The 25,600-nt window shown below is 73.7% G+C and carries 22 protein-coding genes; 7 read left to right on the forward strand and 15 right to left on the reverse strand.

The features are described from left to right. Positions 1-109: 109 nt before the first annotated feature. A complete protein-coding gene (locus tag ABFY03_RS13280) occupies positions 110-745 on the reverse strand; it encodes a DsbA family protein (protein ID WP_319008381.1) in 636 nt (211 codons plus the stop codon). Positions 746-886: 141 nt separating this feature from the next. Here ABFY03_RS13280 and pepN (ABFY03_RS13285) point away from each other — a divergent pair, with 141 nt between their 5' ends. Both pepN (ABFY03_RS13285) and ABFY03_RS13290 read left to right on the forward strand, forming a co-directional pair. Further along, on the forward strand, positions 887-3,433 hold the full coding sequence (gene pepN, locus ABFY03_RS13285) for an aminopeptidase N (protein WP_346169969.1): 2,547 nt from the start codon (positions 887-889) through the stop codon (positions 3,431-3,433). Positions 3,434-3,575: 142 nt separating this feature from the next. After that, positions 3,576-4,583: a hypothetical protein gene (locus ABFY03_RS13290; protein ID WP_346169970.1), complete on the forward strand. Its 1,008-nt coding sequence runs from the start codon at positions 3,576-3,578 to the stop codon at positions 4,581-4,583. Positions 4,584-4,587: 4 nt separating this feature from the next. Here ABFY03_RS13290 and ABFY03_RS13295 read toward each other — a convergent pair whose 3' ends face one another. From ABFY03_RS13295 to ABFY03_RS13315, 5 genes are all read right to left on the reverse strand, one after another. Further along, entirely contained in the window at positions 4,588-5,760 is a 1,173-nt protein-coding gene (locus ABFY03_RS13295) for a serine hydrolase domain-containing protein (RefSeq protein WP_319008384.1), read from the reverse strand. Positions 5,761-5,873: 113 nt separating this feature from the next. Beyond that, a complete protein-coding gene (locus ABFY03_RS13300) occupies positions 5,874-6,341 on the reverse strand; it encodes an NUDIX hydrolase (protein ID WP_346169971.1) in 468 nt (155 codons plus the stop codon). Between the two features lie 38 nt (positions 6,342-6,379). After that, positions 6,380-6,931, reverse strand: a complete 552-nt coding sequence (locus tag ABFY03_RS13305; protein WP_319008386.1) for an HPP family protein — start codon at positions 6,929-6,931, stop codon at positions 6,380-6,382. 68 nt (positions 6,932-6,999) lie between these two features. Beyond that, positions 7,000-7,884, reverse strand: a complete 885-nt coding sequence (locus ABFY03_RS13310; RefSeq protein WP_319008387.1) for a pyridoxamine 5'-phosphate oxidase family protein — start codon at positions 7,882-7,884, stop codon at positions 7,000-7,002. Positions 7,885-8,029: 145 nt separating this feature from the next. Beyond that, positions 8,030-8,485 carry a VOC family protein gene (locus tag ABFY03_RS13315; protein WP_319008388.1) on the reverse strand — a complete coding sequence of 152 codons (456 nt, stop codon included), beginning with the start codon at positions 8,483-8,485 and terminating at the stop codon, positions 8,030-8,032. 137 nt (positions 8,486-8,622) lie between these two features. Between ABFY03_RS13315 and ABFY03_RS13320 the strand changes: the two genes are divergently transcribed. Both ABFY03_RS13320 and ABFY03_RS13325 read left to right on the forward strand, forming a co-directional pair. Then, positions 8,623-9,165, forward strand: coding sequence for a CGNR zinc finger domain-containing protein (locus ABFY03_RS13320; RefSeq protein WP_346169972.1), 543 nt, complete (start codon positions 8,623-8,625; stop codon positions 9,163-9,165). 198 nt (positions 9,166-9,363) lie between these two features. After that, positions 9,364-12,678 (forward strand): S8 family serine peptidase, encoded by a 3,315-nt coding sequence (locus ABFY03_RS13325; protein WP_319008390.1) that lies wholly within the window; start codon positions 9,364-9,366, stop codon positions 12,676-12,678. 58 nt (positions 12,679-12,736) lie between these two features. On the opposite strand, the gene ABFY03_RS13330 is transcribed toward ABFY03_RS13325, so the two are convergent. Together ABFY03_RS13330 and ABFY03_RS13335 are read right to left on the reverse strand one after the other, a co-directional pair. After that, positions 12,737-13,453, reverse strand: a complete 717-nt coding sequence (locus ABFY03_RS13330; protein WP_319008391.1) for a hypothetical protein — start codon at positions 13,451-13,453, stop codon at positions 12,737-12,739. A 1-nt stretch (position 13,454) separates the two neighbouring features. Next, complete coding sequence (locus ABFY03_RS13335) at positions 13,455-13,928, reverse strand: RNA polymerase sigma factor (protein WP_319008490.1); 474 nt, start codon at positions 13,926-13,928, stop codon at positions 13,455-13,457. Between the two features lie 190 nt (positions 13,929-14,118). Between ABFY03_RS13335 and ABFY03_RS13340 the strand changes: the two genes are divergently transcribed. After that, positions 14,119-15,135, forward strand: coding sequence for an aspartate-semialdehyde dehydrogenase (locus ABFY03_RS13340; protein WP_319008392.1), 1,017 nt, complete (start codon positions 14,119-14,121; stop codon positions 15,133-15,135). Between the two features lie 142 nt (positions 15,136-15,277). Beyond that, entirely contained in the window at positions 15,278-17,857 is a 2,580-nt protein-coding gene (gene pepN / locus ABFY03_RS13345; RefSeq protein WP_319008393.1) for an aminopeptidase N, read from the forward strand. A gap of 70 nt (positions 17,858-17,927) precedes the next feature. Here the strand turns inward: pepN (ABFY03_RS13345) and alc are convergent, their stop codons facing one another. From alc to ABFY03_RS13365, 4 genes are read right to left on the reverse strand one after another with little or no spacing between them, the layout of a single operon-like run. Then, complete coding sequence (alc, locus tag ABFY03_RS13350) at positions 17,928-19,052, reverse strand: allantoicase (RefSeq protein ID WP_319008394.1); 1,125 nt, start codon at positions 19,050-19,052, stop codon at positions 17,928-17,930. A 58-nt stretch (positions 19,053-19,110) separates the two neighbouring features. Next, a complete protein-coding gene (locus ABFY03_RS13355; protein ID WP_346169973.1) occupies positions 19,111-20,037 on the reverse strand; it encodes a LysR family transcriptional regulator in 927 nt (308 codons plus the stop codon). Positions 20,038-20,070: 33 nt separating this feature from the next. Then, the gene (locus ABFY03_RS13360; protein WP_346169974.1) at positions 20,071-21,012 is read right to left on the reverse strand and encodes a DMT family transporter; all 942 of its coding nucleotides are present in this window, start codon (positions 21,010-21,012) and stop codon (positions 20,071-20,073) included. 5 nt (positions 21,013-21,017) lie between these two features. Then, the gene (locus tag ABFY03_RS13365; RefSeq protein WP_346169975.1) at positions 21,018-21,971 is read right to left on the reverse strand and encodes an EamA family transporter; all 954 of its coding nucleotides are present in this window, start codon (positions 21,969-21,971) and stop codon (positions 21,018-21,020) included. Positions 21,972-22,108: 137 nt separating this feature from the next. Here ABFY03_RS13365 and ABFY03_RS13370 point away from each other — a divergent pair, with 137 nt between their 5' ends. After that, entirely contained in the window at positions 22,109-22,615 is a 507-nt protein-coding gene (locus ABFY03_RS13370; RefSeq protein WP_319008397.1) for a MarR family winged helix-turn-helix transcriptional regulator, read from the forward strand. Positions 22,616-22,744: 129 nt separating this feature from the next. Here ABFY03_RS13370 and ABFY03_RS13375 read toward each other — a convergent pair whose 3' ends face one another. From ABFY03_RS13375 to ABFY03_RS13385, 3 genes are read right to left on the reverse strand one after another with little or no spacing between them, the layout of a single operon-like run. Then, positions 22,745-22,975, reverse strand: a complete 231-nt coding sequence (locus ABFY03_RS13375) for a hypothetical protein (RefSeq protein ID WP_031013325.1) — start codon at positions 22,973-22,975, stop codon at positions 22,745-22,747. A 20-nt stretch (positions 22,976-22,995) separates the two neighbouring features. Next, the gene (gene malQ / locus ABFY03_RS13380) at positions 22,996-25,092 is read right to left on the reverse strand and encodes a 4-alpha-glucanotransferase (RefSeq protein WP_346169976.1); all 2,097 of its coding nucleotides are present in this window, start codon (positions 25,090-25,092) and stop codon (positions 22,996-22,998) included. A 1-nt stretch (position 25,093) separates the two neighbouring features. After that, positions 25,094-25,369, reverse strand: coding sequence for a hypothetical protein (locus ABFY03_RS13385; RefSeq protein ID WP_386723574.1), 276 nt, complete (start codon positions 25,367-25,369; stop codon positions 25,094-25,096). Between the last annotated feature and the right edge of the window lie 231 nt (positions 25,370-25,600).

The raw sequence follows: 25,600 nt of genomic DNA on the forward strand, positions 1-25,600 counted from the left end.
ACGCCGGAGAACTCCTGCCCGTGATCGTCTTCTCAACCTTCACCGGCAGGCGGAAAAGAGGACGGCCCCCGCGGTGGCATGGACCGCGGGGGCCGTCCGCTCCACCGGCTCACACGAAGCTCGGCGCCGCCGTCCGGGTGCGCTTGATCTCGTAGAAGCCCGGGGTCGAGGCCACCAGCAGCGTGCCGTCCCACAGCCGGGCCGCGGCCTCGCCGCGCGGGGTCGGGGTGACGACCGGGCCGAAGAAGGCGACCTCGTCGCCGTCCGGGCCGGGCACCGCGATCACCGGGGTGCCGACGTCCTGGCCGACCTTCTCGATGCCCTCCGTGTGGGAGGCGCGCAGCTCGGCGTCGTACGTGTCCTTGTCGGCGTACTCCACCAGGTCCTCGGGGAGGCCGACCTCACGCAGCGCGCCGGCGATGGCCTCGCGGCTGGGGCCCTCGCCGTCGTTGTGGAAGCGGGTGCCGAGGGCCGTGTAGAGCGGGCCGACGACCTCGTCGCCGTGCAGCTGCTGAGCCGCGACGACGACGCGGACCGGGCCCCACGCCTTGGTCTCCATCGTCTCCCGGTACTCCGCGGAGAGCTCGTCCAGCCGGTTCTCGTTCAGGACGGCGAGGCTCATCACCTTCCAGCGGACGTCCACCGGGCGGACCTTCCCCACCTCCAGCATCCACCGCGAGGTCATCCAGGCCCAGGGGCACAGGGGGTCGAAGAAGAAGTCTGCGGTGGTCCTGCTCTCGGACATGTCACTCCTCAAGGCGCGGAAACGGGGATATGCGCCGACATGGCGCAACACCCCGCGGCCGGGTCGGCATTCCCGTGCGCCGGGTGAAAGGTGCGCATGGGAGGATCGGTGCTGTTTCGAACACGCCACGAAGGAGTGACCGTGCCCGGTGAGAACCTGTCCCGCGACGAGGCCCATGAGCGGGCCGCGCTGCTGTCCGTCGACGGCTACGACGTCGCGCTCGACCTGCGCTCGGCGGTCGGCGAGTCCACGGAGGCGGTACGCACCTTCCGCTCGGTGACGACGATCCGCTTCCGCCGCACCGGCGACGGCGACACGACCTTCGTGGACCTGCTCGCGCCGTCGGTCACCTCCGTCACCCTCAACGGGCGGGAGCTGGACCCGGCAGTGGTCTTCGACGGCGCCCGGATCGCCCTGGACGGCCTGGCGGACGAGAACGTGCTGGTCGTCGACGCGCAGTGCGCGTACAGCCGCACCGGCGAGGGCATGCACCGCTTCGTCGACCCCGAGGACGGCGAGGTGTACCTGTACACCCAGTACGAGCCGGCCGACGCCCGCCGGGTGTACGCCAACTTCGAGCAGCCCGACCTCAAGGCGCCGTACCGCTTCGAGGTGACCGCGCCCGAGGGCTGGACGGTGTGGAGCAACGGCGCCGGCGAGCAGGACGCGGACGGGGTGTGGCGGTTCGCCGAGACGGCGCCCATCTCCACGTACATCACCTGTGTGGTGGCCGGCCCGTACCACTACGTCACCGACACCTACCGGCGCGGCGACGTCGAGATCCAGCTCGGCGCGATGTGCCGCAAGGGGCTCGCGAAGCACTTCGACGCGGACGACGTCTTCCTCGTCACCAAGCAGGGCTTCGACCTCTTCCACGAGCTCTTCGACTACCCGTACCCCTTCGGCAAGTACGACCAGGCGTTCGTGCCCGAGTACAACCTCGGCGCCATGGAGAACCCCGGCATGGTCACCTTCACCGAGGAGTACATCTACCGGGGCAAGGTCACGCGGGCGGCGTACGAGCGGCGCGCCAACACGATCCTGCACGAGATGGCCCACATGTGGTTCGGCGACCTGGTCACCATGGTGTGGTGGGACGACCTGTGGCTGAAGGAGTCCTTCGCCGACTTCATGGGCTCCTTCGCGCTCGCCGAGGCGACCCGCTTCACCGACAGCTGGGTCACCTTCGCCAACAACCGCAAGGCGTGGGCCTACCGCGCCGACCAGCTGCCGTCCACCCACCCGATCACGGCCGACATCCGTGACCTGGAGGACGCCAAGCTGAACTTCGACGGCATCACGTACGCCAAGGGCGCCTCCGTCCTCAAGCAGCTCGTCGCCTACGCGGGACGGGACGCCTTCCTGGAGGGCGCGCGCCGCTACTTCAAGCGCCACGCCTACGGCAACACCCGCCTCGGCGACCTGCTGACGGTCCTGGAGGAGACCTCCGGCCGGGACATGCGGGCCTGGTCGAAGTCCTGGCTCCAGACCTCCGGCGTCAACGTGCTCGCCCCCGAGGTCACCTACGACGCCGAGGGCCGGATCACCGAGCTCGCCGTCCTGCAGGAGGGCGCGGAGCTGCGCCCGCACCGGATCGCCGTGGGCCTCTACCGGCTCACCGACGGCGCGCTCGTGCGGTACGCGCGCGTGGAGGCCGACGTCGCCGGCGTCCGGACCGTCGTCGACGGGCTGGCCGGCAGCGAGCGGCCGGACCTGATCCTGGTCAACGACGACGACCTCACCTACTGCAAGGTCCGCTTCGACGAGGGCTCGCTCGACACCCTCCGCGAGCACCTCGGTGACATCACCGACCCGCTGGCCCGCGCGGTGTGCTGGTCGGCGCTGTGGAACCTGACCCGGGACGGGCTGATGCCGGCCCGCGACTTCGTCGCCGCCGTGCTCGCCTTCGCGGGCCGCGAGACCGACATCGGCGTCCTGCAGATGGTGCACGCGTGGGCGCGGAGCGCCGTCACCCACTACGCGGCCCCCGCCTGGCGCGCGGAGGGCGGCCGGCTGCTCGCCGAGGGCGGGCTGCGCGAGCTGCGGCTCGCCGAGCCGGGCAGCGAACACCAGCTGACCTGGGCGCGCTTCTTCGCCGCGACCGCCTCCTCCGACGCCGACCTCCAGCTCCTGGAGGGGCTGCTCGCCGGCACCGCCCGGATCGACGGGCTCGACGTCGACCAGGAACTGCGCTGGGCGCTGCTCTCGACCCTGGCCGAGCAGGGCCGGGCCGACGAGGCGCGGATCGGCGAGGAGCTGGCCCGGGACGACACCGCGAGCGGCAAGCGCCACCAGGTGCGGCTGCTCGCGGCGCGCCCGTCGGCGGCGGTCAAGGCGCAGGCGTGGGCGCAGGTCGTCGAGTCCGACGCCCTGTCGAACGCGCTGGCGGGCGCGGTGATCGCCGGCTTCGCGCAGCCCTCGCAGCGGGAGCTGACCGCCCCGTACGCGGAGAAGTACTTCGCGGTGATCGAGCGGATCTGGGCCGAGCGGTCGATCCAGATCGGCATGGACGTGGTGCGGGGGCTCTTCCCGGCGCTCCAGGACCGCCCGGAGACCCTGGCGGCGACCGACGCCTGGCTGGCGGAGCACGCGGACGCGGCCCCGGCGCTGCGGCGGCTCGTCCTGGAGTCCCGCGACGACCTGGCCCGGGCCCTGCGGGCGCAGGAGTGCGACGCGCTGGAGGGATGAGAGTCCCGCGTCGACTGCCGGCGGGGGGCCGGGGCCCCTCTCGGCAGTCGAACGCGCGTACTTTAGTACGGGGTTGTCCGGATTGAGCGACCACCTTGTAACAGGCAGTTAGGACCGGGCCGGGGAGCGGAAGACCCCCGGCATGAACCACAACACCCCCATCACCCCCGGCCCCCGTCCCCTCTCCTCCCCCGCAGGGACCACCCAACGACTCGCTTCCACCGGCCAGTTGCGGGCCATGGGCGTGCCCGCGGCGGAGGTCGCCGGGCGGGTCGCGGCCGGCGGCGACTGGCAGCAGCTGCTGCCGGGCGTCTTCCTGCTCCGCCCCGGCGCGCCGACCAGCGACGACCGGCTGCGGGCCGCGCTGCTGTACGCCCGACGGGACGGCGAGGCGCCGCTGTACGGCCCGGGCGCGATGATCACCGGGCTCGCCGCGCTCGCCCTGCACGGCTTCTCGTCCGCTCCCCCGCTGACCGCGCTGGACCGGATCGACGTCCTGGTGGGCCGCACCCGGCGGCTGCGCTCGACCGGTTTCGTGCGGGTGGTGCGGTCGCCCGAGTCGCCGGAGCCGGTGGAGCTGACCGGGCTGCCGGTGGCGCCGGTGGCGCGGGCGGTGGCCGACGCCGTCTCGGGGCTGCACGACGCCGAGACCGTACGCCGGCTGCTGACCGAGGCGGTCAGCGGCGGTCACTGCGAACCCCCGGCGCTCGTGCGGGAGTTGAGCCGGTCCCGGCTGCTGAGCCGGCCGCACGTGGTGGACGCGGTGGACTCGCTCCTGGTGGAGGGGCGGGCGCTGTCGGAGGAGCGGCTGTACGAGATGGTGCGGGACTTCGCGCTGCCGGACCCGCTGTGGAACGTGGACCTGCGGCTGCCGGGCGGCCCGCACCTGGGCGGGGTGGACGCCTACTGGCCGGACCAGGCGGTGGCGGTGGAGCTGGACACCCGGGCGCCGCGGCAGGACGAGGACGCGATGTGGTCCGAGTACACCCGCAAGCGGGAGCACCTGGAGCGGCTGGGCATCACGGTGGTTCATCTGACCCCGCGCAAGCTGCGGGAGGCGATGGAGCAGCAGGCCACCGTGGTCCGTACGGCGCTGATGGCCGCGTCGGAGCGGCAGCCCGCCGCCTATGTCGTCGTCCTGCCCCGGTGACGGGCTACTTCTTCGGCTCGGTGCCGCAGAACTCGGCCTCGACGATCGCCGCGGTGTCGCCGGTCCAGTCGGCGTTGGCGTTGGCGGCGAGGGTGTGCCGGCCGTCGCGGGTGGTGTACGCCTCCGAGAGGGAGCCGTGGATGCCGCCGCCGTGACCCCAGATCTCGGTGCCGCAGCTCAGCTTCTGCCAGGAGATGCCGAGGCCGTAGCGGTAGTCGGGGTACTGGGGGGAGACCGGGTGGGTGGTGGTCAGTTCGCGCATCTCGGCCTTCGGGAGGAGCCGGCCCTTGAGGAGGGCGCGGTAGAAGGTCTGGAGGTCGGCGGAGTCGGAGATCATCTCGCCGGCGGCGTGGGCGAGGGAGGGGTTGAGCTCGCTGACGTCGTGGACGGGGGTTGCCGCTCCGGGCGCGAGCGTGGAGTACGCGGGGCTGCTCGGGCTCGGCATCGTCGCCCGGGTGCCGGGGACGCTGGTGGAGCGGAGCTTGAGGGGCTTGATGATCCGGTTCTCGACGGCCTTGCCGTAGGGGCGGCCGGTGACCTTCTCGATGACCATCCCGGCGAGGACGAAGTTGGTGTTGGAGTAGCGCCAGGAGGTGCCGGGGGCGAACTCGGGGGCGTGGGTCATGGCGACGCCGACCAGGTCGCGCGGGCTCCAGGTGTCGTATCGGTGCTGGAGGAAGCCGGGGCCGAAGACCTTCTCCGCGAAGGCGGGGTCCTCGGTGTAGCTGTAGATGCCGCTGGTGTGGTTGAGGAGCTGCCGGACGGTGATCTTCCGTCCGTCGTGGCCGTTGCCGCGGACCACGCCGGGCAGCCACTTCTCGACCGGGTCGTCGAGGTCGATCCGGCCCTCGGCCTGGAGCTGGAGGAGGACGGTGGCGACGAAGGTCTTGGTGATGGAGCCGACGCGGAAGCGGTCGTCGCCGCCGCGCTCGCCGGCGGTGCCGGTCCAGGAGCGGCCGTTCACCCGGGCCTGGGCGACGACGCCGGGGACGCCGGCGTCGACGTTGGCCCGGAGCGCCGCCTGGGTGGCGGCGTGGCCCTTCTGGGCGGCGGCCGCGGGGGCCGTGGGGCCGGCGGCGAGGGCGGGGGCGGCGAGCGCGGTGACGCCGAGGCCGGCGGCGAGCGCCGCGGCGACGACGGTACGGGCGGTGCGGGTGCGGGTGCGGCTGCTGGTCATGGGGTCCCCTGTCTCGCTGGTCCGGTGCTGCGGTCGGCGGGGAGGACCGGGGGCGGGACGGGAGGGTTGAGCGGGCTCGTGACGGTTGAGCGGTTTCCGGCCGTTCTCTCGCCCTAGTTGCGGTGCGGGTCGCTGAGGGTGGAGTGGCCGAGGGGCGGGCGGGTGCGCCAGAGGTCGAGGCCGACGTCGACGAGGTGGACCCGGGTCAGGCCGGGCACGGTGTCGAGGGGGTGCCAGGCGGCGAGGTCGGTGGAGCCGCCGGTCTCGGGCCGGAGCGCGCCGCCGGTGATCCGGGCCTCGTAGAGGAGGCGGAGCCCGTGCCAGGAGCCGGGGGCGCCGACGCGGGGCAGCCAGTCGCGCGTGACCGAGTCGACGCCGAGGAGGGCGACCGGCTCGGAGACGTATCCGGTCTCCTCCTCGACCTCGCGGACGACGGTCGCCACGGGGTTCTCCCCGTGGTCCATGCCGCCGCCGGGCAGGGTCCAGCGTTTCGTTCCGTCCTTGGCGACCCAGCGGGCGAGGAGGACCTCGCCGTCACGGACGCACACGGCGTAGGCCGCCACCCTCAACTCCTGCTTCATGGGGCGAGGTTAGGCGATGGGGGTGACGGCCGGACCGGTCAGAACCAGTAGACGGGGTAGCGGCGGCGGGTGGCGCGGGCGGCGAGCAGGCCGACGGCGACGAGCAGCGCGCAGGAGAGGAGCAGGAGGCCGGTGAAGGTCCAGAACGGCGGGGAGCCGAGGGCGACGATCACCGCGGTGGCGGCGGCCGGGGAGTGCGGGGCGCGGGCGAGCATCATCACGCCGAGGGCGAGTCCGCCGGCGACGGCGGCACTCCACAGGCCCGGGCCGGCCACCGCGAGGACGGCGAAGCCGGTGAGGGCGGAGAGGAGTTGGCCGCCGACGACCGAGCGGGGCTGGGAGAGCGGCAGGTCCGGAGAGGCGGCGACCAGCGCCATGCTCGCGGCGAGCGGCGGTATGAGCAGCGGGTGGTGCAGGACGGTGCCGAGGGCGACGAGCAGGAGCAGGGCGGCGGTGCTGACGCCGGTGGCGAGCAGGACCGCCGTCGGGCGCGGGCGGGGCGGCGGGCCGGGGCGTACGGGAGCGGGAGCGGAGGCGGGGGCGGACGGCGGCGGCACGGTGGCCTCGGGAGCCTGGGTGCTGGTGGTCACGGGTTCCTCGGGATCGTGGATCGGGAGTCCGCGTGCGGGCGGCAGGGGGCGTTCGGTGCGCGGGAGGTTCAGGGGGTGGTCGGATTGGCCGGGGAGTACTCGGGCGCGGACCAGCGCAGGGGGCTGGCGGCCGGGGTCTCGACGACGCTGTCGACCCGGAAGCGGACGAACCGCTCCTCGGAACGGTATACCGTTTCCGCCCGGCCGCTGAGCTGGAGGGTGGTGCCGTTCTCCCAGTCCAGGAAGAGGAGACCGGCCCTGTCGTCGGTCTCCAGGTTGCCGAGTGTGAGGAACATCGCGTTGCCCGGGTAGTCCCGCCAGACCAGCTCGCGGGGGCCCTCGGCCCGGACGAAGCCGGGGTTGCCGCCGCGGTGGCTGGCGTCGGCGCCGTCCGGTCCGACGGTGGCGACGAAGAAGGTGTCGGCCGCGCGGACGGCGGCGAGCTGGGCCTCGGTGAGGGCGTCGCCCCGGTGGACGGCGGGGGCGTCCGGGCCGGCGGGGCCGGAGCCGTACAGCTCCCGCTTCTGGAGGTACTTGGGGCAGTTGGCGAAGACCTGCTCGGCCTCGACGAGCAGGCCGCGGGCGCCGGGGCGGGCGGTGCCGTTGAGGCGCATGCGGCGGCGGGTGCGCGGGTCGAGGGCGAGGGTGCCGACAGGCGTCTCCGTCCTCAGCGCCTCGGCGAGCGGGTCACCGGGGCCGGGGGTGGCCGCGAGCGAGACCGTGTGCGGGCCGGTGGCGCGGGCGAAGCCGGGAGTGCCGGTGAGCAGGCTCGCCCAGACCCGGCCGTCGGGCGCCGCCGCGGCGAGGACCAGCATGGGCTGGGCCTCCAGGAACGCGGCGGCGACGGGGCGGATGCCGGGGCGGATGCTGGGGGCGATGTGGGCGGCGGCGGCCTGGAGGCCGAGCTTCTGCTGCACGGCGAGCGAGCCGTGGTGGTAGGCGGTGGTGCTCATGGCTGCGCCTCCGGGCGGGTGTGGGTTTGCGGGGTGCGGGCAGGGCGCGGGCGCGGGTGGCGCGTTCGGCGGTGTGCCCACCCGTTCCTCCCCCGACGACTTCGTCCGGGGGTCCCGGGCGGAACGCCTGCCCGCGCCCGGGTCTCTAGAAGAATCCGCAGGTGGGGGCCGAGCTGTTGGGGGCCGGGGCGGATTCGGCGCCCTTGGGGACGGAGATCTCGAGGCGGGTGCCGTCGGGGTCGTGGAAGAAGATGCCGCCGGAGGCCGCGCCTTCGCGGTGGGCGACCACGCCGTCGTAGGCGAAGGTGACGCCCTCCGCCCTGAGGGCCGCCTCGGCCTCGCGGACCCGCTCGATGGACTCGGCCTCGAAGGCCAGGTGGTGCAGGCCGGCCAGGCCCGCGTCGTAACCGCCCGCGGCCTGCTGCCAGAGGGTGAGCACGAGCCGGCCGCCCTGGCCGAGGAAGGCGTAGCGGCGGCCGTCGGCGTCGCCGGAGCCGATCGCCTCGAAGCCCAGGACGTCGCCGTAGAAGCGGAGCGAGCGGTCCAGGTCGGTGACGTTGATGCCGATGTGCGCCGTGTTCAGCGTGCCGATCGCGGACATGACGGTCCCCTCGTCGTCGGTCGCCCCCTTCGGGCTAACCGGTTAACTCGACTTTAGAGGTTAGGCGACATCAGGCGCAACCCGTCACGTACGCTTGAGGGGTTAGATCGCCCGGGGGATCGAGGAGGATGCCCGCCATGCCCGTCACCGACCCGCGGCCGCACACCGGCGAACCGGTCTCCCTGGACCTGCTCAACACCCGCTGGATGCGCGAGGGGGAACGCCAGGACCTGCTCACCGACACCGAGGGGCTGGCCGTCTGGCTCGCGGCCAACGGGCTCGACGGGCGCTTCGCCGCCGACGAGGCCACGCTCCGGCACACCCGCGCCGCCCGCGAGGCGCTGAAGGCACTGGTCGACCGCCCCGGCGACCCCGGGGCGATCGCGGGGGTCGACGCCGTCCTGGAGCACGGCCGGATCCGCGTGCTGCTCTCCGCCGACGGCCCCGGCGAGCGGGCCGAGTTCGCCGATCCGGCGTGGGGGCCGGCCTGGACCGCCGCCCGCGACTACCTGGACCTGCTCCGCACCGCACCGGACCGGATCAGGACCTGCGCGCACGAGGCGTGCATCCTGCACTTCTTCGACACCTCGCGGAACGGCACCCGCCGCTGGCACTCGATGGCCACCTGCGGCAACCGCGCGAAGGCGTCCCGGCACTACGCCCGCACGAAGGATCAGTGACGGCCGGGAACCACCCGTCGAATCGTCCTCGTTGAGGGCGATTCGTGCTCTGTGGCGGAGGACGCGCGGTGGCGGATGTACGCCATGGACACAACATGCCCTCCAGGAACTCTCCACAAAACCCTGTCACTTGCGAAAGGCTGAGCGGTCATCCGGTACCGGAATCCGGACCCTCTTCTTTCACAAACAGGGATGTAAATGACCACCCCCGAAACCCAGAGCTCCATACCCGGGCGCTCGACCGGGACCGGGCGGGCGGCCAGGATCGCCGCCGCCGCCGGTCTGGTGACCGCGCTCGTCGCGGCCGGTGCCGCGCCGGTGCTCGCCGCCGAGACCCCGGCGACGAACCCCCCGGTCAAGACCGCGGAGCCCGCCGACAAGCTCGGCGCCATCGACGCGCAGCGCCTCGCCGAGGCCGAGGCCGCCGGCGAGCCGCACGTCACCGTCCTGGTCGCCACCGCGCCCGGCGCGACCGAGCAGGTCGCGGGCCAGCTCGACGCCGTCCCCGGCGGCTCCGTCGGCAACCGCAACGACGAGCTCGGCTACGTCCGCGCCACCCTGCCGACCGCCAAGGCCGAGGCCGCGATCAAGGCCGCCGCCAAGCTCTCCTCCGTCCAGTCGCTCGACCTCCAGGCCGAGATCAAGCTGGACGACCCGCGCCCCGACGAGGGCGTCACCGGCGCCGTCGAGGGCACCACGGTGGACCGGACGTACCCGGCGCCGTCGAAGTACACCCCGGCGAAGAACCCGTACAACCCGTCCCACGAGACGGGCGCGGTCGAGTTCGTCGAGGACCACCCGCGGGCCGACGGCCGCGGCGTGACCATCGGCATCCTCGACTCGGGCGTCGACCTGGGCCACCCGGCCCTGCAGAAGACCACCACCGGCGAGCGCAAGATCGTCGACTGGGTGACCGCCACCGACCCGCTCACCGAGAGCGACGGCACCTGGCGCGCCCAGATCACCCCGGTCGCGGGCCCCGTCTTCAGCGCCGCCTCGCAGTCCTGGAAGGCGCCCGAGGGCTCCTACCAGTGGAGCCGCTTCAGCGAGTCCGTCACGGCGGGCGGCGACCCGGCCGGTGACATCAACCGCGACGGCGACACCACCGACGTCTTCGGCATGCTGTACGACCCCGCCGCCGGCACCGTCCGCGTCGACACCGACCAGGACTTCGACTTCACGGACAACGCGCCGATGAAGCCGTACAAGGACGGGTACCAGATCGGCTACTTCGGTACCGACAACCCGGCCACCGAGGTCGCCGAGCGCACCCCCTTCGTCGTGGAGATCCGCAAGGACGTCCCGATGGACCCGCTGGGCGGCTCCTGGGTCGGCCAGAAGCGCGACTTCGTCAACATCGGCCTCGTCGAGTCCTCGCACGGCACCCACGTCGCCGGCATCACCGCCGCCAAGGGCCTCTTCGGCGGCCGGATGAACGGCGCCGCGCCCGGCGCGAAGATCGTCTCCTCGCGCGCCTGCACCTGGACCGGCGGCTGCACCAACACCGCCCTCACCGAGGGCATGGTCGACCTCGTCGTCAACCGCGGCGTCGACATCGTCAACATGTCGATCGGCGGCCTGCCCGCGCTGAACGACGGCGACAACGTCCGCGCCCGCCTCTACACCCGTCTCATCGACGAGTACGGCGTGCAGCTGGTGATCTCGGCCGGCAACTCCGGCCCGGGCACCAACACCATCGGCGACCCCGGCCTGGCCGACAAGGTCCTCTCGGTCGGCGCGGCCGTCTCCCGCTCGACCTGGGCCGCCAACTACGGCTCGGCCGTCGAGAAGTCGTACGCCATGTTCCCGTTCTCCTCGCGCGGTCCGCGTGAGGACGGCGGCGCCGCCCCGCTGGTCACCGGCCCGGGCTCGGCCGTGAACACCATCCCGACCTGGCAGGCCGGCGCCGGCGTCGCCGAGTCCGGCTACGCGCTGCCCGCCGGCTACGGCATGCTCAACGGCACCTCGATGTCGTCCCCGCAGGTCGCCGGCGCGAGCGCGCTGCTGCTCTCCGCAGCCAAGCAGCGCGGCATCGAGCTCTCCCCGCTGACCCTCCGCACCGCCCTCACCTCGACCGCGAAGCGGATCCCGGGTGTCGCGGCGCACGAGCAGGGCGCCGGTCTCGTCGACGTCGTCGAGGCGTGGGACTCCATCAAGGACGGGGCCACCGCCCACTCCTACAAGGTCGAGGCCCCGGTCGACACCGTGATCTTCCCGGCCCCGCACACCGGCACCGGTGTGTACGACCGCGAGGGCGGCCTCAAGGTCGGCCAGAAGAAGGTCTACGACGTCACCGTCACCCGCACCAGCGGCCCGGACCGTGCGATCGAGCACGAGCTGGACCTCAAGTACAACGACGGCACCTTCCGCATCCTCGGCGACGACGAGGTCGACCTGCCGCTGAACAAGCCGGTCACCGTCAAGCTGGAGGCCCGTCCGACCACCGCCGGCGTGCACAGCGTGCTCCTGGAGGCCGACGACGAGGACACCGAGGGCGTCGACAAGCAGATCATGGCCACCTCCGTCGTCGCGAGCGACCTGGTCGCCCCCGGCTACGGCTTCTCCGCCGCCGGCTCGGTGCAGCGCAACAGCACCAAGTCGTACTTCGTGACCGTGCCGCAGGGCGCGACCTCGCTGGAGGTGCGGATCGGCGGGCTGAAGGAGAAGAGCCAGACCCGGTTCATCGCCATCCACCCGTACGGCGTCCCGGTCGACCCGACCGCGACCACCGGCTGCTACCCGCACTACAACCCGGCGAACACCTGCCGCCCCGACCTGCGCTCGTACGCCAACCCGCAGGCCGGCGTCTGGGAGATCGAGGTCGAGGCGCGCCGCACCTCGCCGGACCTGGACAACCCGTACAAGCTGGACGTCTCCGTGCTCGGCGCCTCCTTCGACCCGGCCGTCCAGACGGTCGCCGAGGCGAAGGTCGGCACCCCGGCCGCCGTCGAGTGGACGGTCACCAACACGTTCGCCGCGCTCGACGGCAAGCTCAAGGGCGGCTCGCTCGGCTCCCAGAAGTCCGAGACGCCGACCATCCAGCACCACGAGCAGCAGACGAAGACCGTCACCATCGGTGAGGGCGTCGAGCGTCTCGACATCGCGATCGGCAACACCTCCGACAAGGCCGCCGACCTCGACCTGACCGTGCTGCTCAACGGCAAGCAGGTCGGCCAGTCGGCGGACGGCGACTCGGAGGAGGCCGTCTCCCTCGTGAAGCCGGCCGCCGGCACCTACACCGTCGTCGTCGACGGCTACGCGGTCCACGCCGAGGGCGGCACGACCTACGACTACAAGGACGTGTACTTCTCCCCGTCGCTCGGCACCGTGAAGGTCGACGAGGCGAAGACGTACCCGCTGGCCAACGGCGCGAGCGCCAAGGTCGCGGCCGAGGTCGTCGTCGGCGGCGCGGCCCCCGAGGGACGCCGGTTCTTCGGCCAGGTCCAGCTGCTCAACGCGCGCGGCACCGTCGCGGGCACCGGCAGCGTCCTGATCGGCGGCGTCACCCCGTAACACCCCGGGCAGTACGAGGAGGGGCGGGCACCCGTGCGGGTGCCCGCCCCTTCCGCGTTCAGCCCCGGCCGGGGCAGTCGCCCACCCCTTCGCGCAGCCCCTTCTCCACCCACGCGCGTCCGTACTCCAGCTCGTCGCGGACGGGGCCGACGTCCTCGCCGAGCTCGCCGGGCGGCTCCATGTCCTGCCGGAAGGTGAGCGCCCCCTCGTCGGGGAAGCGGGAGACGACCACGAGCATCCGCGCACCGGGCCGGTAGAACGACGGGTCCGCCGCCCCGCCGCGGAAGGCCAGCTCGCCGGAGCCGGCGCCCTCCGGCTTGTACCGGCGCTCCACCCGCAGCACCACGCGGAGCTCCCCCTCGTCCGCGAGCGGCTCGACCCGGGCGACCGTCCCCTCGGCGACGTCCGTGGCGCAGGCCACGAACCCGCCGGCGGTGAGCTTCGCGCTGCTCCCGCCGCTGTCGATGCCTCCGCTGTCGAGCGTCCCGGGGTGCGCGGCCAGCCACGCCCCGCCGGTGCCGAGCACGCCGAGGGCCACGCAGGCGGCGAGCGCCCAGGCCGCGATCCGGCCGCGGCGCCGGGGCCGTACGACCGGAGCCGCCGGTACGGGCTCCGCCGTGAGCGCGCCGGCGAGGACGCCCAGCTGCCGGCGGATCAGGGCCACGTCCGCGAGGGCGCGGGCGACCTCGGGATCGTCCCCGGCGCCCGGGGGCAGCGGCTGGTCGTCCTCCAGGGCCAGCACCAGCGCCAGCGGGTCCCGCTCCTGCTCCTCCACCTCACACCACCTCGTCCGTGTGGAGCCGCTCCCGCATCGCGCGGACGGCGGCGTGCAGCCTGCTCTTGACGGTCCCCTCCGGGACTCCCAGCTCCTCGGCGATCCGGGCCACCGGAAGGTCCGCGTAGAAGCGCAGCACCAGGACCTGCCGCTGCTTCTCGGGCAGCGCCTCCAGGCCGTCCGCCACGGCCAGCGCGAGCAGCCGGTCCTCCTCGCCGCCCCCGCCCGGCGGGGCGGGCAACGCGGTCAGCCGCTCGCCCAGCCGCTCGTCGCGGCGGCGGGCCCGGTGCCAGTCGGCGGCCACCCGGGTGGCGACCACCGCGCACCAGGCGCCCGGGGAGCGCGGCGGGTCCCCCTTCGCCCGGGCCTCCAGGAGCCGCAGCCCCACCTGCTGGACCCCGTCCTGGAGCTCCGCGTACGGCACCCCGCCCAGCGCCAGGACCGCGCGCACCCGGTCCACGAGCACCGCGTCCATCTGCTCCACCCCGCCTCCTCCCTGCCGGTGACCCCCCTTCGACGCGCGACCGCCCCGGAACGTTCATCCGCCGGAACGTTCAGCCGCCGGACCGCGTCCCGCTCCTCGGACAATGGATTGGACAAGCAGCGGCAGGCGGCACGCATGATGGGGAGCGGCAGCACCTGCACACACGTACGGAGGAGTCCCCGTGAAGGTCGGAATCGTCGGAGCCACCGGTCAGGTCGGCACAGTCATGCGCAAGATCCTGGCCGAGCGCAACTTCCCGGTCGACGAGCTGCGGCTCTTCGCCTCCGCCCGGTCGGCCGGCAAGGTCGTCGACGGCGTCACGATCGAGGACGCGGCCACCGCCGACTACACCGGCCTGGACATCGTGCTCTTCTCCGCCGGCGGCGCCACCTCCAAGGCCCTCGCCGAGAAGGTCGCCTCCCAGGGCGCCGTCGTGATCGACAACTCCTCCGCCTGGCGCCGCGACCCCGAGGTCCCGCTCGTCGTCTCCGAGGTCAACCCGCACGCGGTCAAGGACCGCCCCAAGGGGATCATCGCCAACCCGAACTGCACCACGATGGCCGCCATGCCGGTCCTCAAGCCGCTCCACCAGGAGGCCGGCCTCACCGCGCTGATCGCCACGACCTACCAGGCCGTCTCCGGCTCGGGCGTGGCCGGCGTCGCCGAGCTGCGCACCCAGGCGTGCGCCGTCGCCGAGCAGGCCGACCAGCTGGCCTTCGACGGCGAGGCCGTCGCCTTCCCCGAGCCGAACGTCTACCGCCGCCCGATCGCCTTCAACGTGGTGCCGCTGGCCGGCAACCTCGTCGACGACGGCACGCACGAGACCGACGAGGAGCAGAAGCTCCGCAACGAGTCCCGCAAGATCCTGGAGATCCCCGAGCTGAAGGTCTCCGGCACCTGTGTCCGCGTGCCGGTCTTCTCGGGCCACTCGCTCCAGGTCAACGCCCGCTTCGAGCGTCCGATCAGCGTCGAGCGCGCCTACGAGCTGCTGAAGGACGCCGAGGGCGTCGAGCTGTCCGAGATCCCGACCCCGCTCCAGGCGGCCGGCAAGGACGCCTCGTACGTGGGCCGCATCCGCGTCGACGAGACCGTCGAGAACGGCCTGGCGCTCTTCCTCTCCAACGACAACCTGCGCAAGGGCGCCGCGCTCAACGCGGTGCAGATCGCGGAGCTGGTGGCGGCCGAGCTCCAGGGCTGAGCCCCCGTCCCCGCGAAGAACGGCGGTCATCCTTCCGGGTGACCGCCGTTCTTCCGTGTTCGCCCTGGGAAATGCGCGATGCGCTCGCCGAGGACCCCGTGGAAGGATGGGCCAAACGTCACGAAACCGAGGAGTTGACCGGGTGCCTGGTACGAACCTGACCCGTGAAGAGGCCCAGCAGCGGGCGGCGCTGCTGACCGTGGACGCGTACGAGGTCGAACTGGACCTCACCGGTGCGCAGGAGGGCGGCACCTACCGGTCCGTCACCACCGTCCGCTTCGATTCCGCCGAGGAGGGCGCCGAGAGCTTCATCGACCTCGTCGCCCCCGCCGTCCACGAGGTCGTGCTCAACGGGCACTCCCTGGACGTGGCCGCCGTCTTCCGCGACGCGCGGATCGCGCTCCCGCGCCTGAAGCAGGGCCGCAACGAGCTGCGGGTGGTCGCGGACTGCGCGTACACCAACACCGGCGAGGGCCTGCACCGCTTCGTCGACCCGGTCGACGGCCAGGCGTACCTGTACACCCAGTTCGAGGTGCCGGACGCGCGCCGGGTCTTCGCCTCCTTCGAGCAGCCGGACCTGAAGGCGACCTTCCAGTTCACCGTGAAGGCGCCGGAGGGCTGGAGCGTCATCTCGAACTCTCCGACCCCGGAGCCGAAGGACGGGGTGTGGGCCTTCGAGCCGACCCCGCGGATCTCCTCGTACATCACGGCCCTGATCGTCGGCCCGTACCACTCGGTGCACTCGACGTACGAGGGCCCGGACGGGCAGGTCGTGCCGCTGGGCATCTACTGCCGTCCGTCGCTGGCGGAGTTCCTGGACGCGGACCACATCTTCGACGTGACCCGGCAGGGCTTCGGCTGGTTCCAGGAGAAGTTCGCGTACGCCTACCCGTTCGCCAAGTACGACCAGCTGTTCGTGCCGGAGTTCAACGCCGGCGCGATGGAGAACGCGGGCGCGGTCACCATCCGCGACCAGTACGTCTTCCGCTCGAAGGTGACGGACGCGGCCTACGAGCGCCGCGCCGAGACGATCCTGCACGAGCTGGCCCACATGTGGTTCGGCGATCTCGTGACCATGGAGTGGTGGAACGACCTCTGGCTGAACGAGTCGTTCGCCACCTACACCTCGGTCGCCTGCCAGGCGTCCGTGGCGGGCACCCGCTGGCCGAACGCCTGGACCACCTTCGCCAACGCGGAGAAGACCTGGGCCTACCGCCAGGACCAGCTGCCGTCGACGCACCCGATCATGGCCGAGATCAACGACCTGGAGGACGTGCTCGTCAACTTCGACGGCATCACGTACGCCAAGGGCGCCTCGGTCCTCAAGCAGCTCGTGGCCTACGTCGGCCAGGACGAGTTCTTCAAGGGCGTGCAGGCGTACTTCCAGCGCCACGCCTTCGGCAACACCCGCCTCAGCGACCTGCTCGGCGCGCTGGAGGAGACCTCCGGCCGCGATCTGAAGACCTGGTCGAAGGCGTGGCTGGAGACGGCCGGCATCAACGTCCTGCGCCCGGAGATCGAGACCGACGAGAACGGCTCGATCACCGCCTTCGCGGTGCGCCAGGAGGCCCCGGCGCTGCCCGCCGGCGCCAAGGGCGAGGCCGTGCTCCGCCCGCACCGCATCGCGATCGGCTTCTACGACCTCGACGAGGCCGGCAAGCTGGTCCGCGGCGAGCGCCTGGAGCTGGACATCGAGGCGGCCGAGGTGACCCGGGTGCCGGCGCTGGTCGGCAAGTCCCGCCCGGCGGTCGTCCTGCTGAACGACGACGACCTGTCGTACGCCAAGGTCCGCCTCGACGAGGTGTCGCTCCAGAACGTGACCGCGCACCTCGGCGACTTCGCGGAGTCGCTGCCGCGGGCGCTGTGCTGGGCCTCGGCCTGGGACATGACCCGGGACGGCGAGCTGGCCACCCGCGACTACCTGGAGCTGGTGCTCTCCGGCATCGGCAAGGAGTCCGACATCGGCGTGGTGCAGTCGCTCCAGGGCCAGGTGAAGGCGGCCCTCGACCTGTACGCGGCGCCGGAGTGGCGCGACGCGGGCCTGACCCGCTGGACCGAGGCGGCGCTGACCCACCTCAAGGCGGCCGCGCCGGCGAGCGACCACCAGCTGGCGTGGGCGCGGGCCTTCGCCGCCACCGCCCGGACGCCGCAGCAGCTCGACCTGCTGGCCGCGCTCCTGGAGGGCCGGGAGACGATCGAGGGCCTCGCCGTCGACGCCGAGCTGCGCTGGGCGTTCGTGCAGCGGCTCGCCGCGGCCGGCGTCTTCGACGAGCCGGAGATCGCGGCCGAGCTGGAGCGCGACCGCACGGCGGCCGGTGAGCGGCACGCCGCCACGGCCCGCGCGGCGCGTCCGACCGAGGCCGCGAAGGCCGAGGCGTGGGCGGCGGTCGTCGAGGACGACAAGCTGGCCAACGCGGTGCAGGAGGCGGTGATCGGCGGCTTCGTCCAGACCGACCAGCGCGAGCTGCTCGCCCCGTACACGGAGAAGTACTTCGCGTCGATCAAGCGCGTGTCGGAGACCCGCAGCCACGAGATCGTCCAGCAGATCGTGGTCGGTCTCTACCCGACGCTCCAGGTCTCCCAGGAGACGCTGGACGCGACGGACGCGTGGATCGCGGCCAACGACCCGGTGCCGGCGCTGCGGCGTCTGGTGACGGAGTCGCGGGCGGGCGTCGAGCGGGCCCTGAAGGCCCGCGCGGCGGACGCGGCGGCCGCGAAGTAGGGACCGGCGGTATCCGTACGACGAAGGGGCGCCCTCCCCCGTGGGGGCGCCCCTTCGTCCTGCCCGGGTGTTACCGGCTCGCGCGGTCGAAGCGGGCGCGCAGGTCGGCGGCGCCCTCCTCGGTCAGGGAGCCGTGCAGGCGCAGGCGGGCGACGCCGCCGTCGGGGAAGGCGTCGAGCCGGACGTGGGTGACGACCGCCCGGGCGGGGAGCCGGAAGCGGTGCAAGGTGTCGGGCTGGAGGCGGGTGCGGGGGATGATCTCGAACCACTCCCCCGTCTCCCCGTTCCGGCCGTGGAGGGCGATCCAGCCGGCCGAGTTGCCCTTGAGGTAGGCGGTGTCGATCTCGACGGCGCGGACGGCGCCCTGGGCGGGAAGGCGGAAGCGGACCCAGTCGTGGGTGCCGCGGACCCGGCGGCGGCGGTTCTCCCAGCCGTCGTCCATCTTGCGGGAGGTGCCGGGCAGGATGATCTGGGTCGGCGAGGAGTAGAACCGGTCCGAGGCGTCCTCGTACGACCCGCCGTTGAGCACGGAGAGCAGGTCGATCGTGCCGAGGAGGTCCAGCCACTCGGGGTCGGGCAGCACCTCGCCGTGGACGCGGAACCGGGCGATGCCGCCGTCCGGGTGCTGGCAGAGGCGGACGTGGGTCCAGCGGCGGTCGCTGTCGACCGCGAAGCCGTTGGCGGCGTGGCCGCGGACGGGGGTGGGCGGGACCAGCTCCTCCCACTTCGCGTCCAGCAGCTCCTCGGGGCCGGGGCTGCCCTCGACGGCGGTGGCCTGGACGCTGACCTTCTGCGGGTAGTTGCCGCGGAAGTGGGCGGTGTCGACGATCAGGCCGCGGATGACGCCGGGGGCACCGAGGCGCACGATGGCCCAGTCGTGGTCCTCGGGGGCGGGGAAGACGTGCTCGGCGTCGGCGCCGCGGCGGCGGCGGGTCTCCCAGCCGTCCATGATCTTGCCCTTGTGGCCGAAGTGCTCCGGGTCGAAGACGGCCCGCTCGCGGACGAGCAGGTTCTCGCGCTCGGCGAAGAACTCGTCGTTGGCGGCGACGACGCCCCCGCCGAGGCGGCGGTCGGCGAGGTCGACCAGCTCGGCGAAGGGGAAGTCGCCGGTGCGGTAGTCGGCGTACGGGTCGCCTCCGGCGTACGGGGCGGCGTCGTTGGCGTGCGGGTCCTGGGTGTCCTCGATGGCGGTCATGGTCCGACTGTCCCGCCCCGGGAGCCAGGGGTCCATCGAATGTTTTCGACGGGTCTTTTCAGTTCTGCTGAACGTTCTCGCGCTGCACGGCGGCCTGCCGCAGGGCGGCGAGCACCCGGGCCACCGCCGGGCCCTCCTCGGCCCCGCGCCGTACCGCCGCGACGACATGGCGGCGCGGCTGGTCGGCGGAGAGCACCCGCATGACGACGCCGGTGCCGCTCCGGCGGTCGGCCGCGGCCATCCGGGGGACGAGGGCGATGCCGAGCCCGGCCTCGACCATGGCGAGGATGGCGGTCCAGCCGGAGGCGCTGTGGGCCTGCTCGGGGACGAAGCCGGCGGCCTCGCAGGCGGCGGTGGTGATCTCGGACCAGGGGCCGGAACCGCCGAAGATCCAGGGCTCGGCGGCGAGGTCGGCGAGGCGCAGGCCGGGAGCGTCGGCGAGCGGGTGGCCGGCGGGCAGGGCGACGTCGAGCGGGTCGGCGAGCAGCGGCACCCGGCTGAACTGGGGGTCGCGGGCGGTGGGCGCGTGGGCGGCGAGCGACAGCGCGAGCTCCGCCTCGCCGGCCGTGAGCAGCTCGTACGCCTCCCCCGCCTCGGCCTCCCGGATCCGGACGTCGAGCCCGGGGCAGGCGGTGCGGAGCTGCCGTACGGCGGGGACGAGGAGCGCCGGGACGGCGGTGGAGAAGGCGGCGACGCGCACCTGGCCGGCCTCGCCCCGCAGATAGCCGTCGAGTGCGGCGTCGGCCCGCTCCAGCTGGGCGAAGACCGCCTCGGCGTGACGCAGGACGAGGTGGGCGGCGTCGGTGAGGCGGACGCGCCGGCCGTGGGCCTCCAGGAGCGGCACGCCGAGCTGCCTGGCGAGGTTGGTGAGTTGCTGGGAGACGGCCGAGGGGGTCATGAGCAGGGTCTCCGCGGTGGCGGTGACGGTGCCCCGGTCGCGCAGGGTGCGCAGGATGTGCAGCTTCTTGATGTCCCACTCGGTCATGGGGCGCAACCTATCGGGCCGGGCTCGCCGGGCTCACCGGGAGGAGCTGAGCGCCACCCCGCCGAGGATGAGGGCCATGCAGGCGCCGCCGGCCGGCCCCAGGCGCTCGCCGAGGAGCGCGTACGAGAGCAGGGCGACGCAGACGGGCTGGAGGTAGTAGACGACTCCGGCGCGGGCCGCGCCGATCAGGGCGACCGCCTTGTTCCAGGCGAAGAAGGCGACGGCGGAGGAGAACACGCCGATGTAGAGCAGGGGGCCGACGGTGCCGGGCGTGACGGGGAAGCCGCCCTGGACGGCGAGGGAGACGGCGTAGGCGGGGGCGAGCATGACGGCGCCGAGCACGAAGGTGGCGAAGAGGAAGGCGAGCCCGTCGAGCCCGGCCGGCCGGCGCTTGAGCAGGGCGCTGTAGGAGGCGAAGGAGAGGGCGGCGGCGAACATCCAGAGGTCGCCGGGGCCGAGGTCGATCGTGAGGGAGCCCCTGCCGACGAGGAGGAGCACGCCGAGGACGGCGACCGCGAGGCCCAGGAGGCGGCGGGCGCCGAGCCGTTCGCCGCCGAGCCGGGCGTAGACCGCCATGATCACCGGGGCGGCGGCCATGATCATGCCCATGTTGGTGGCGGAGGTGGTCAGGCCGGCCTGGTGGACCAGGGTGTTGTAGAGGGTGACGCCGAACAGGGCGGCGAGGGCGGTGAATCCGAGGTGGCGGCGGAGGGCCGCGCGCTGTCGCCAGAAGGGGCGGGCGGCGAACGGGGCGACGGCGAGGAGGGCGATGACCCAGCGCCAGAAGACGGCCTGGACGGGCGGGACGGAGTCGGCCAGGTCGCGGGTGGCGACGAAGCTGCCGGACCAGACGACGGTGGCGAGGAGGGCGAGCAGCAGACCGAGACCGGCACCCCGGGCGGGGGCCGGTCTCCGGGTGGCGGTCTCGGGGATGGCGGTCTCGGGGGTGGAGGTCGCGGGGGTGGCGGGGGTCATGCGGCCTACCGTCGCACCGCCGAAACCTCCAGGTCCATCGAAACTTCCTGACCGTTCCTTTCAGCTGAGCTGAACGATCCGACCGCGGCCGGCCGGGCGTCCGGCTTCGCGGGGGCCAGCTGGCCGGCGAGGGTGGCGCCGAAGGCGATCACCATGCCGAGGATCTGCACCGGGCCGAGCGCCTGCCCGAGCGCGGCCCAGCCGATGACGGCCGCGGTGATCGGGGAGAGCGGGCCGAGGAGGGTGGCGGAGGAGGCGCTCAGCCGCTCGATGCCGCGGAACCAGAGGAAGTACGAGATCGCGGTGTTGCCGAGGGCGAGGTAGGCGTAGCCGGCCAGGTTGGTGCCGGTGAGGGCCGGCGGGGCGCCCTCGACCAGGAAGGCGATCGGGAGGATGACCAGGCCGCCCGCGGTGAGCTGCCAGCCGGTGAGCGCGAGGGCGCCGACGCCCTCGGGGCGGCCCCAGCGCTTGGTGAAGACGACGCCGGCGGACATCGAGAGCGAGGAGAGCAGTCCGGCGCCGACGCCGATCAGGTCGAAGGCGGCGCCCGCCTTGAGGACCACGAGGCTGACGCCGAAGGCCGCGGCGACCGCGGTGAGCAGGGTCCGCACGGTGGGCTTCTCGCCGAGGAAGAGGGCGGCGAGGCCGACGACGAAGAGCGGGCCGACGGAGCCGACGACGGCGGCGACGCCGCCGGGCAGCCGGTAGGCGGCGAGGAAGAGCAGCGGGAAGAAGGCGCCGATGTTGAGCGCCCCGAGGACCGCGGACTTCCCCCACCAGGCGCCCCGCGGGAGCGTGCGGGTCAGCGCGAGGAGCAGCAGGCCGGCCGGCAGGGCGCGCATGAGGCCGGTGAAGAGGGGCCGGTCCGGCGGCAGGAACTCGGTGGTGACGAAGTAGGTCGAGCCCCAGGAGATCGGGGCGAGGGCGGTGAGCGCGACGACGGCGGCCTTGCGGGACATGGCGGTACTCCCCCTGAAGCGGTGCGGCCCCGGTGGACCGGAGCACGGCTGGCTTGGCGGTAATTAACTTAGCACTAAGCTACTCACTTGCAAGTGGCTTTCTTGCCATCGAGTGGGAGGGACGGAAGACTGGACCCATGAACACGCAGCCGCCCGCGCATGACGCCGTCGACGCCATCACCGACCAGTGGGCCGTGGTCCGACCCGACCTGGAGACCCTCCCGATGGCGGTCTTCGGCCGGATCCACCGGCTCTCCGCCGCCGTCCGGAACCAGGTGGACCAGGCGTACAAGCCCTACGGCATGGGGCTCGGGGAGTTCGACGTGCTGGCGACGCTGCGCCGGTCCGGAGAGCCGTACACGCTCTCGCCCCGCGAGCTGACCGCCACGCTGATGATCACCACCGGCGGGATGACCGGCCGGCTGGACAAGCTGGAGAAGGCCGGGCTGCTCACCCGCAGCCCCGACCCGAACGACCGGCGCGGACTGCGCGTCACGCTCACCGAGCGCGGCCGCGAGCTGGTCGACCAGGCGGTCGGCGCGGGCCTGGAACGCCAGCGAGAGGCGGTGGAGGCGGCGCTGACCCGGGAGGAGGCGGAGCAGCTGGCCGGGCTGCTGCGGAAGCTGCTCGCGACGACCGGCTGAAGAAGCGGCGGCGACGGCACGGGCGGACGTGCTCGGCGCGCGGCCCCGAGCACGCGCGAGGGCGCCGCGCGGCCGGTGGCCGTGCGGCGCCCTCGGGAACGGACGGAGGAGGCGGGTCGCCTTCTGCGGTTACGCCTTCTTGCGGGACTTGTCGAGGACCATCACCAGACCGGCGATGACCAGGAACAGCGCCAGCGGGAGCGCCACGAAGAGGCCGAGGGTCTCGACGACCTCCAGCTTGGGGGCCGGGTCGTCACCGTCGTCGCGGGTCAGCGCGAGCGCGGGGGACGACATGAGCAGCATCATCAGCGTCGTACCGGCCGCGACGGCGCCGGCGCGCAGGGCGTTCTTCTTGTCCACGGTGCAAAAGTAGCGAACACCTAAACGGCCCGCGCGCCCGGGGGTGCCGTACGGGCTCCGACCCCCTCCGCGACGGTCCGCAGCAGCGTGTGCGCACGGGCCGAGGCGGCGATCCGCTCCAGCGGGAGCGGCTGCCCGTCGGGCCCCGCCACCGGCAGCCGCCAGTTCGGGTACTCGTCCCAGGTGCCCGGCAGGTTCTGCGGCCGGCGGTCCCCCACCAGGTCCGGCAGCCACACGCCGACCATCCGGGCCGGGGTGCGGGCCAGGAAGCGGTGGACGGCCAGGATCTCGGCCTCCTCGTCGCCCGGGCCCTCCGGGAGCAGCCCGAGCCGCTGCAGGACCGCGCGCCACTCGGCGGTCTCCGCCGCGTCCGCGGCCCGCTCGCGCGTCAGGTCGCCGGTGAGCAGCCCGAGCCGGTGGCGCAGCAGCACGTGGTCGCCGGAGAGCCGGGCGGCGGTGGACGGCAGGTCGTGGGTGGTGGCGGTGGCCACGCAGCCGGCCCGCCACGCCTCGGGCGGCAGCGGGGCGCCGCCGCCGTCCCAGTCCCGCTCGAACCAGAGCACGGAGGTGCCGGACACCCCGCGCGCGGCGAGCGCCTCGCGGACGCCCGGCTCGACGGTGCCCAGGTCCTCGCCGACGACGTGGGCGCCGGCCCGGTGCGCCTCCAGGACGAGGACGGCGAGCATCGCCTCGGCGTCGTACCGGACGTAGGTGCCCTCGGTGGGCTCCCGGCCCTCCGGCACCCACCAGAGCCGGAAGAGGCCCATCACGTGGTCGATGCGGAGCGCCCCCGCGTGCCGCAGGAGCTCGCGCAGCAGACCGCGGTACGGGGCGTACCCGGCGGCGGCGAGGGCGTCGGGGCGCCACGGCGGCAGGCCCCAGTCCTGGCCTCGGGAGTTGAAGGCGTCGGGCGGGGCGCCGACGGACATCCCGGCGGCGAAGTCGCCCTGCCGGGCCCAGACGTCGGAGCCCTCCGGGTGCACCCCGACGGCCAGGTCGTGGACGATCCCGACCGCCATGCCGGCCTCCCGGGCCGCGTCGGCGGCCTCGCCGAGCTGCCGGTCCGTCAGCCAGGCGAGCCGGCAGTGGAAGTCGATCCGCGCGGCCAGCTTGGCGTCGGCGCGGACGGCCGCCCGGGCCCCGTCGGGGGTGCGCAGCTCCTCGGGCCAGGAGCGCCAGTGGGGGCCGTGGCGTTCGGCGAGGGCCTGGTAGGTGGCGTGGTCCTCCAGGGCGCGGCCGCGCTCGGCGAGGAAGTCGTGGAATTCGGCGCGGCGGCCGGGGCCGAGCTCGACGGCGGCGACGCGCTCCAGGGCGCGGAGCTTGAGCGCCCAGACGGCGTCCCGGTCGATGGCGGTGCCCTTGCCGAGGACGCTCTCGCGCAGTTCGGCGGCGGCGGCGAGGATCCGGTCCAGTTCCTCGCGGGGGCCGGGGGCCAGGTGGGCGTACTCGGGGATCCGCTCGATCCGCAGGTGGACGGGGTCCGGGAAGCGGCGCGAGGAGGGGCGGTACGGGGACGGGTCCGAGGGCGCGCCGGGCACGCCCGCGTGCAGCGGGTTGACCTGGACGAATCCGGCGCCGTGCGCGCGGCCCGCCCAGGTGACGAGTTCGCGCAGGTCGCCCAGGTCGCCCATGCCCCAGGAGTGCTCGGAGAGCAGCGAGTAGAGCTGGACGAGCAGGCCGTACGCGCGCGTGGCGGGGGCCGGGACCCGCGCGGGGGCCACGATCAGGGTGGCGCGGGCGGTGCGGCCGTCGGGCGCCTCGGCGTCCACGGTGTGCACGCCGAGCGGCAGCCGCTCCCAGACGGCGCCGTCGGCGCCGGTGCGGACGGCGCCGGTCTCGGTGGTGATCCGCAGCCGGGTTCCCTCGGGCAGCTCCGGGGGCGGTGCGGGCGGCCCGTCGCCGGTGTGCCGGACGAGGGTGGGCGGGAGCAGCCGCTCCCGGTCGGCCCGCTCCGCCGCGCCGAGGGAGGCGGCGACCGCCTCCGGGGTGGTGGCGTCGACCCCGAGGGCGCCGAGCACCGCGACCACGGTGGTCTCGGGCACGGCCCTGGTGACGCCCTCGGACGGGCTGAACTCGGTGGCGACGCCGTGTCGGGCGGCGAGGCGGGCCAGGGTCACTTCACGCTCCGGGGGACTCCGTGCCGCACCGGGTTCCGGAGGCGGCGGGCTCGCTGATGAGGGGGGCCGCTCCGGTGAGAGGCGGCTCGCTGGTGAGGGGCGCGGCGCCGGCCTGCGGCGGCTCGCTGGTCAGCGGCGCGGCGGCCGCCCAGGAGGGCTCGCTGGTCAGCGGCGCGGGGCCGGCCGGTGCGGGCGGGCCGGCGGGCGGGGCGTCGCCGGAGGCGGCCTGGCGCGGGATCCGTATCCGTCCGGACTGGGGGCGGGCGGTCGTGGTCACGGGGGTCTCCCGGTTCGTCTCGACGGGTGGTGGCCGGACGGCTGGTCACCGGCGGCCGTGGGTGCGACGAGTGAGAGACCTACCCACCGCGCCTCTCTTTGCCCCTTTTACCGGGGGAACGTGGCGAAAGGGCGACAGCTCGCCGGAGGTTCACCGGGCAAAGCCGACACTTCGCCCCGTCGCATTGACACCTCCGTGCGACGGGTGGTGTCGTCGTAACCCGCTCGTGAC

The sequence above is a fragment of the Streptomyces roseofulvus genome (genome assembly GCF_039534915.1).
Classification (GTDB): Bacteria; Actinomycetota; Actinomycetes; order Streptomycetales; family Streptomycetaceae; genus Streptomyces; species Streptomyces roseofulvus.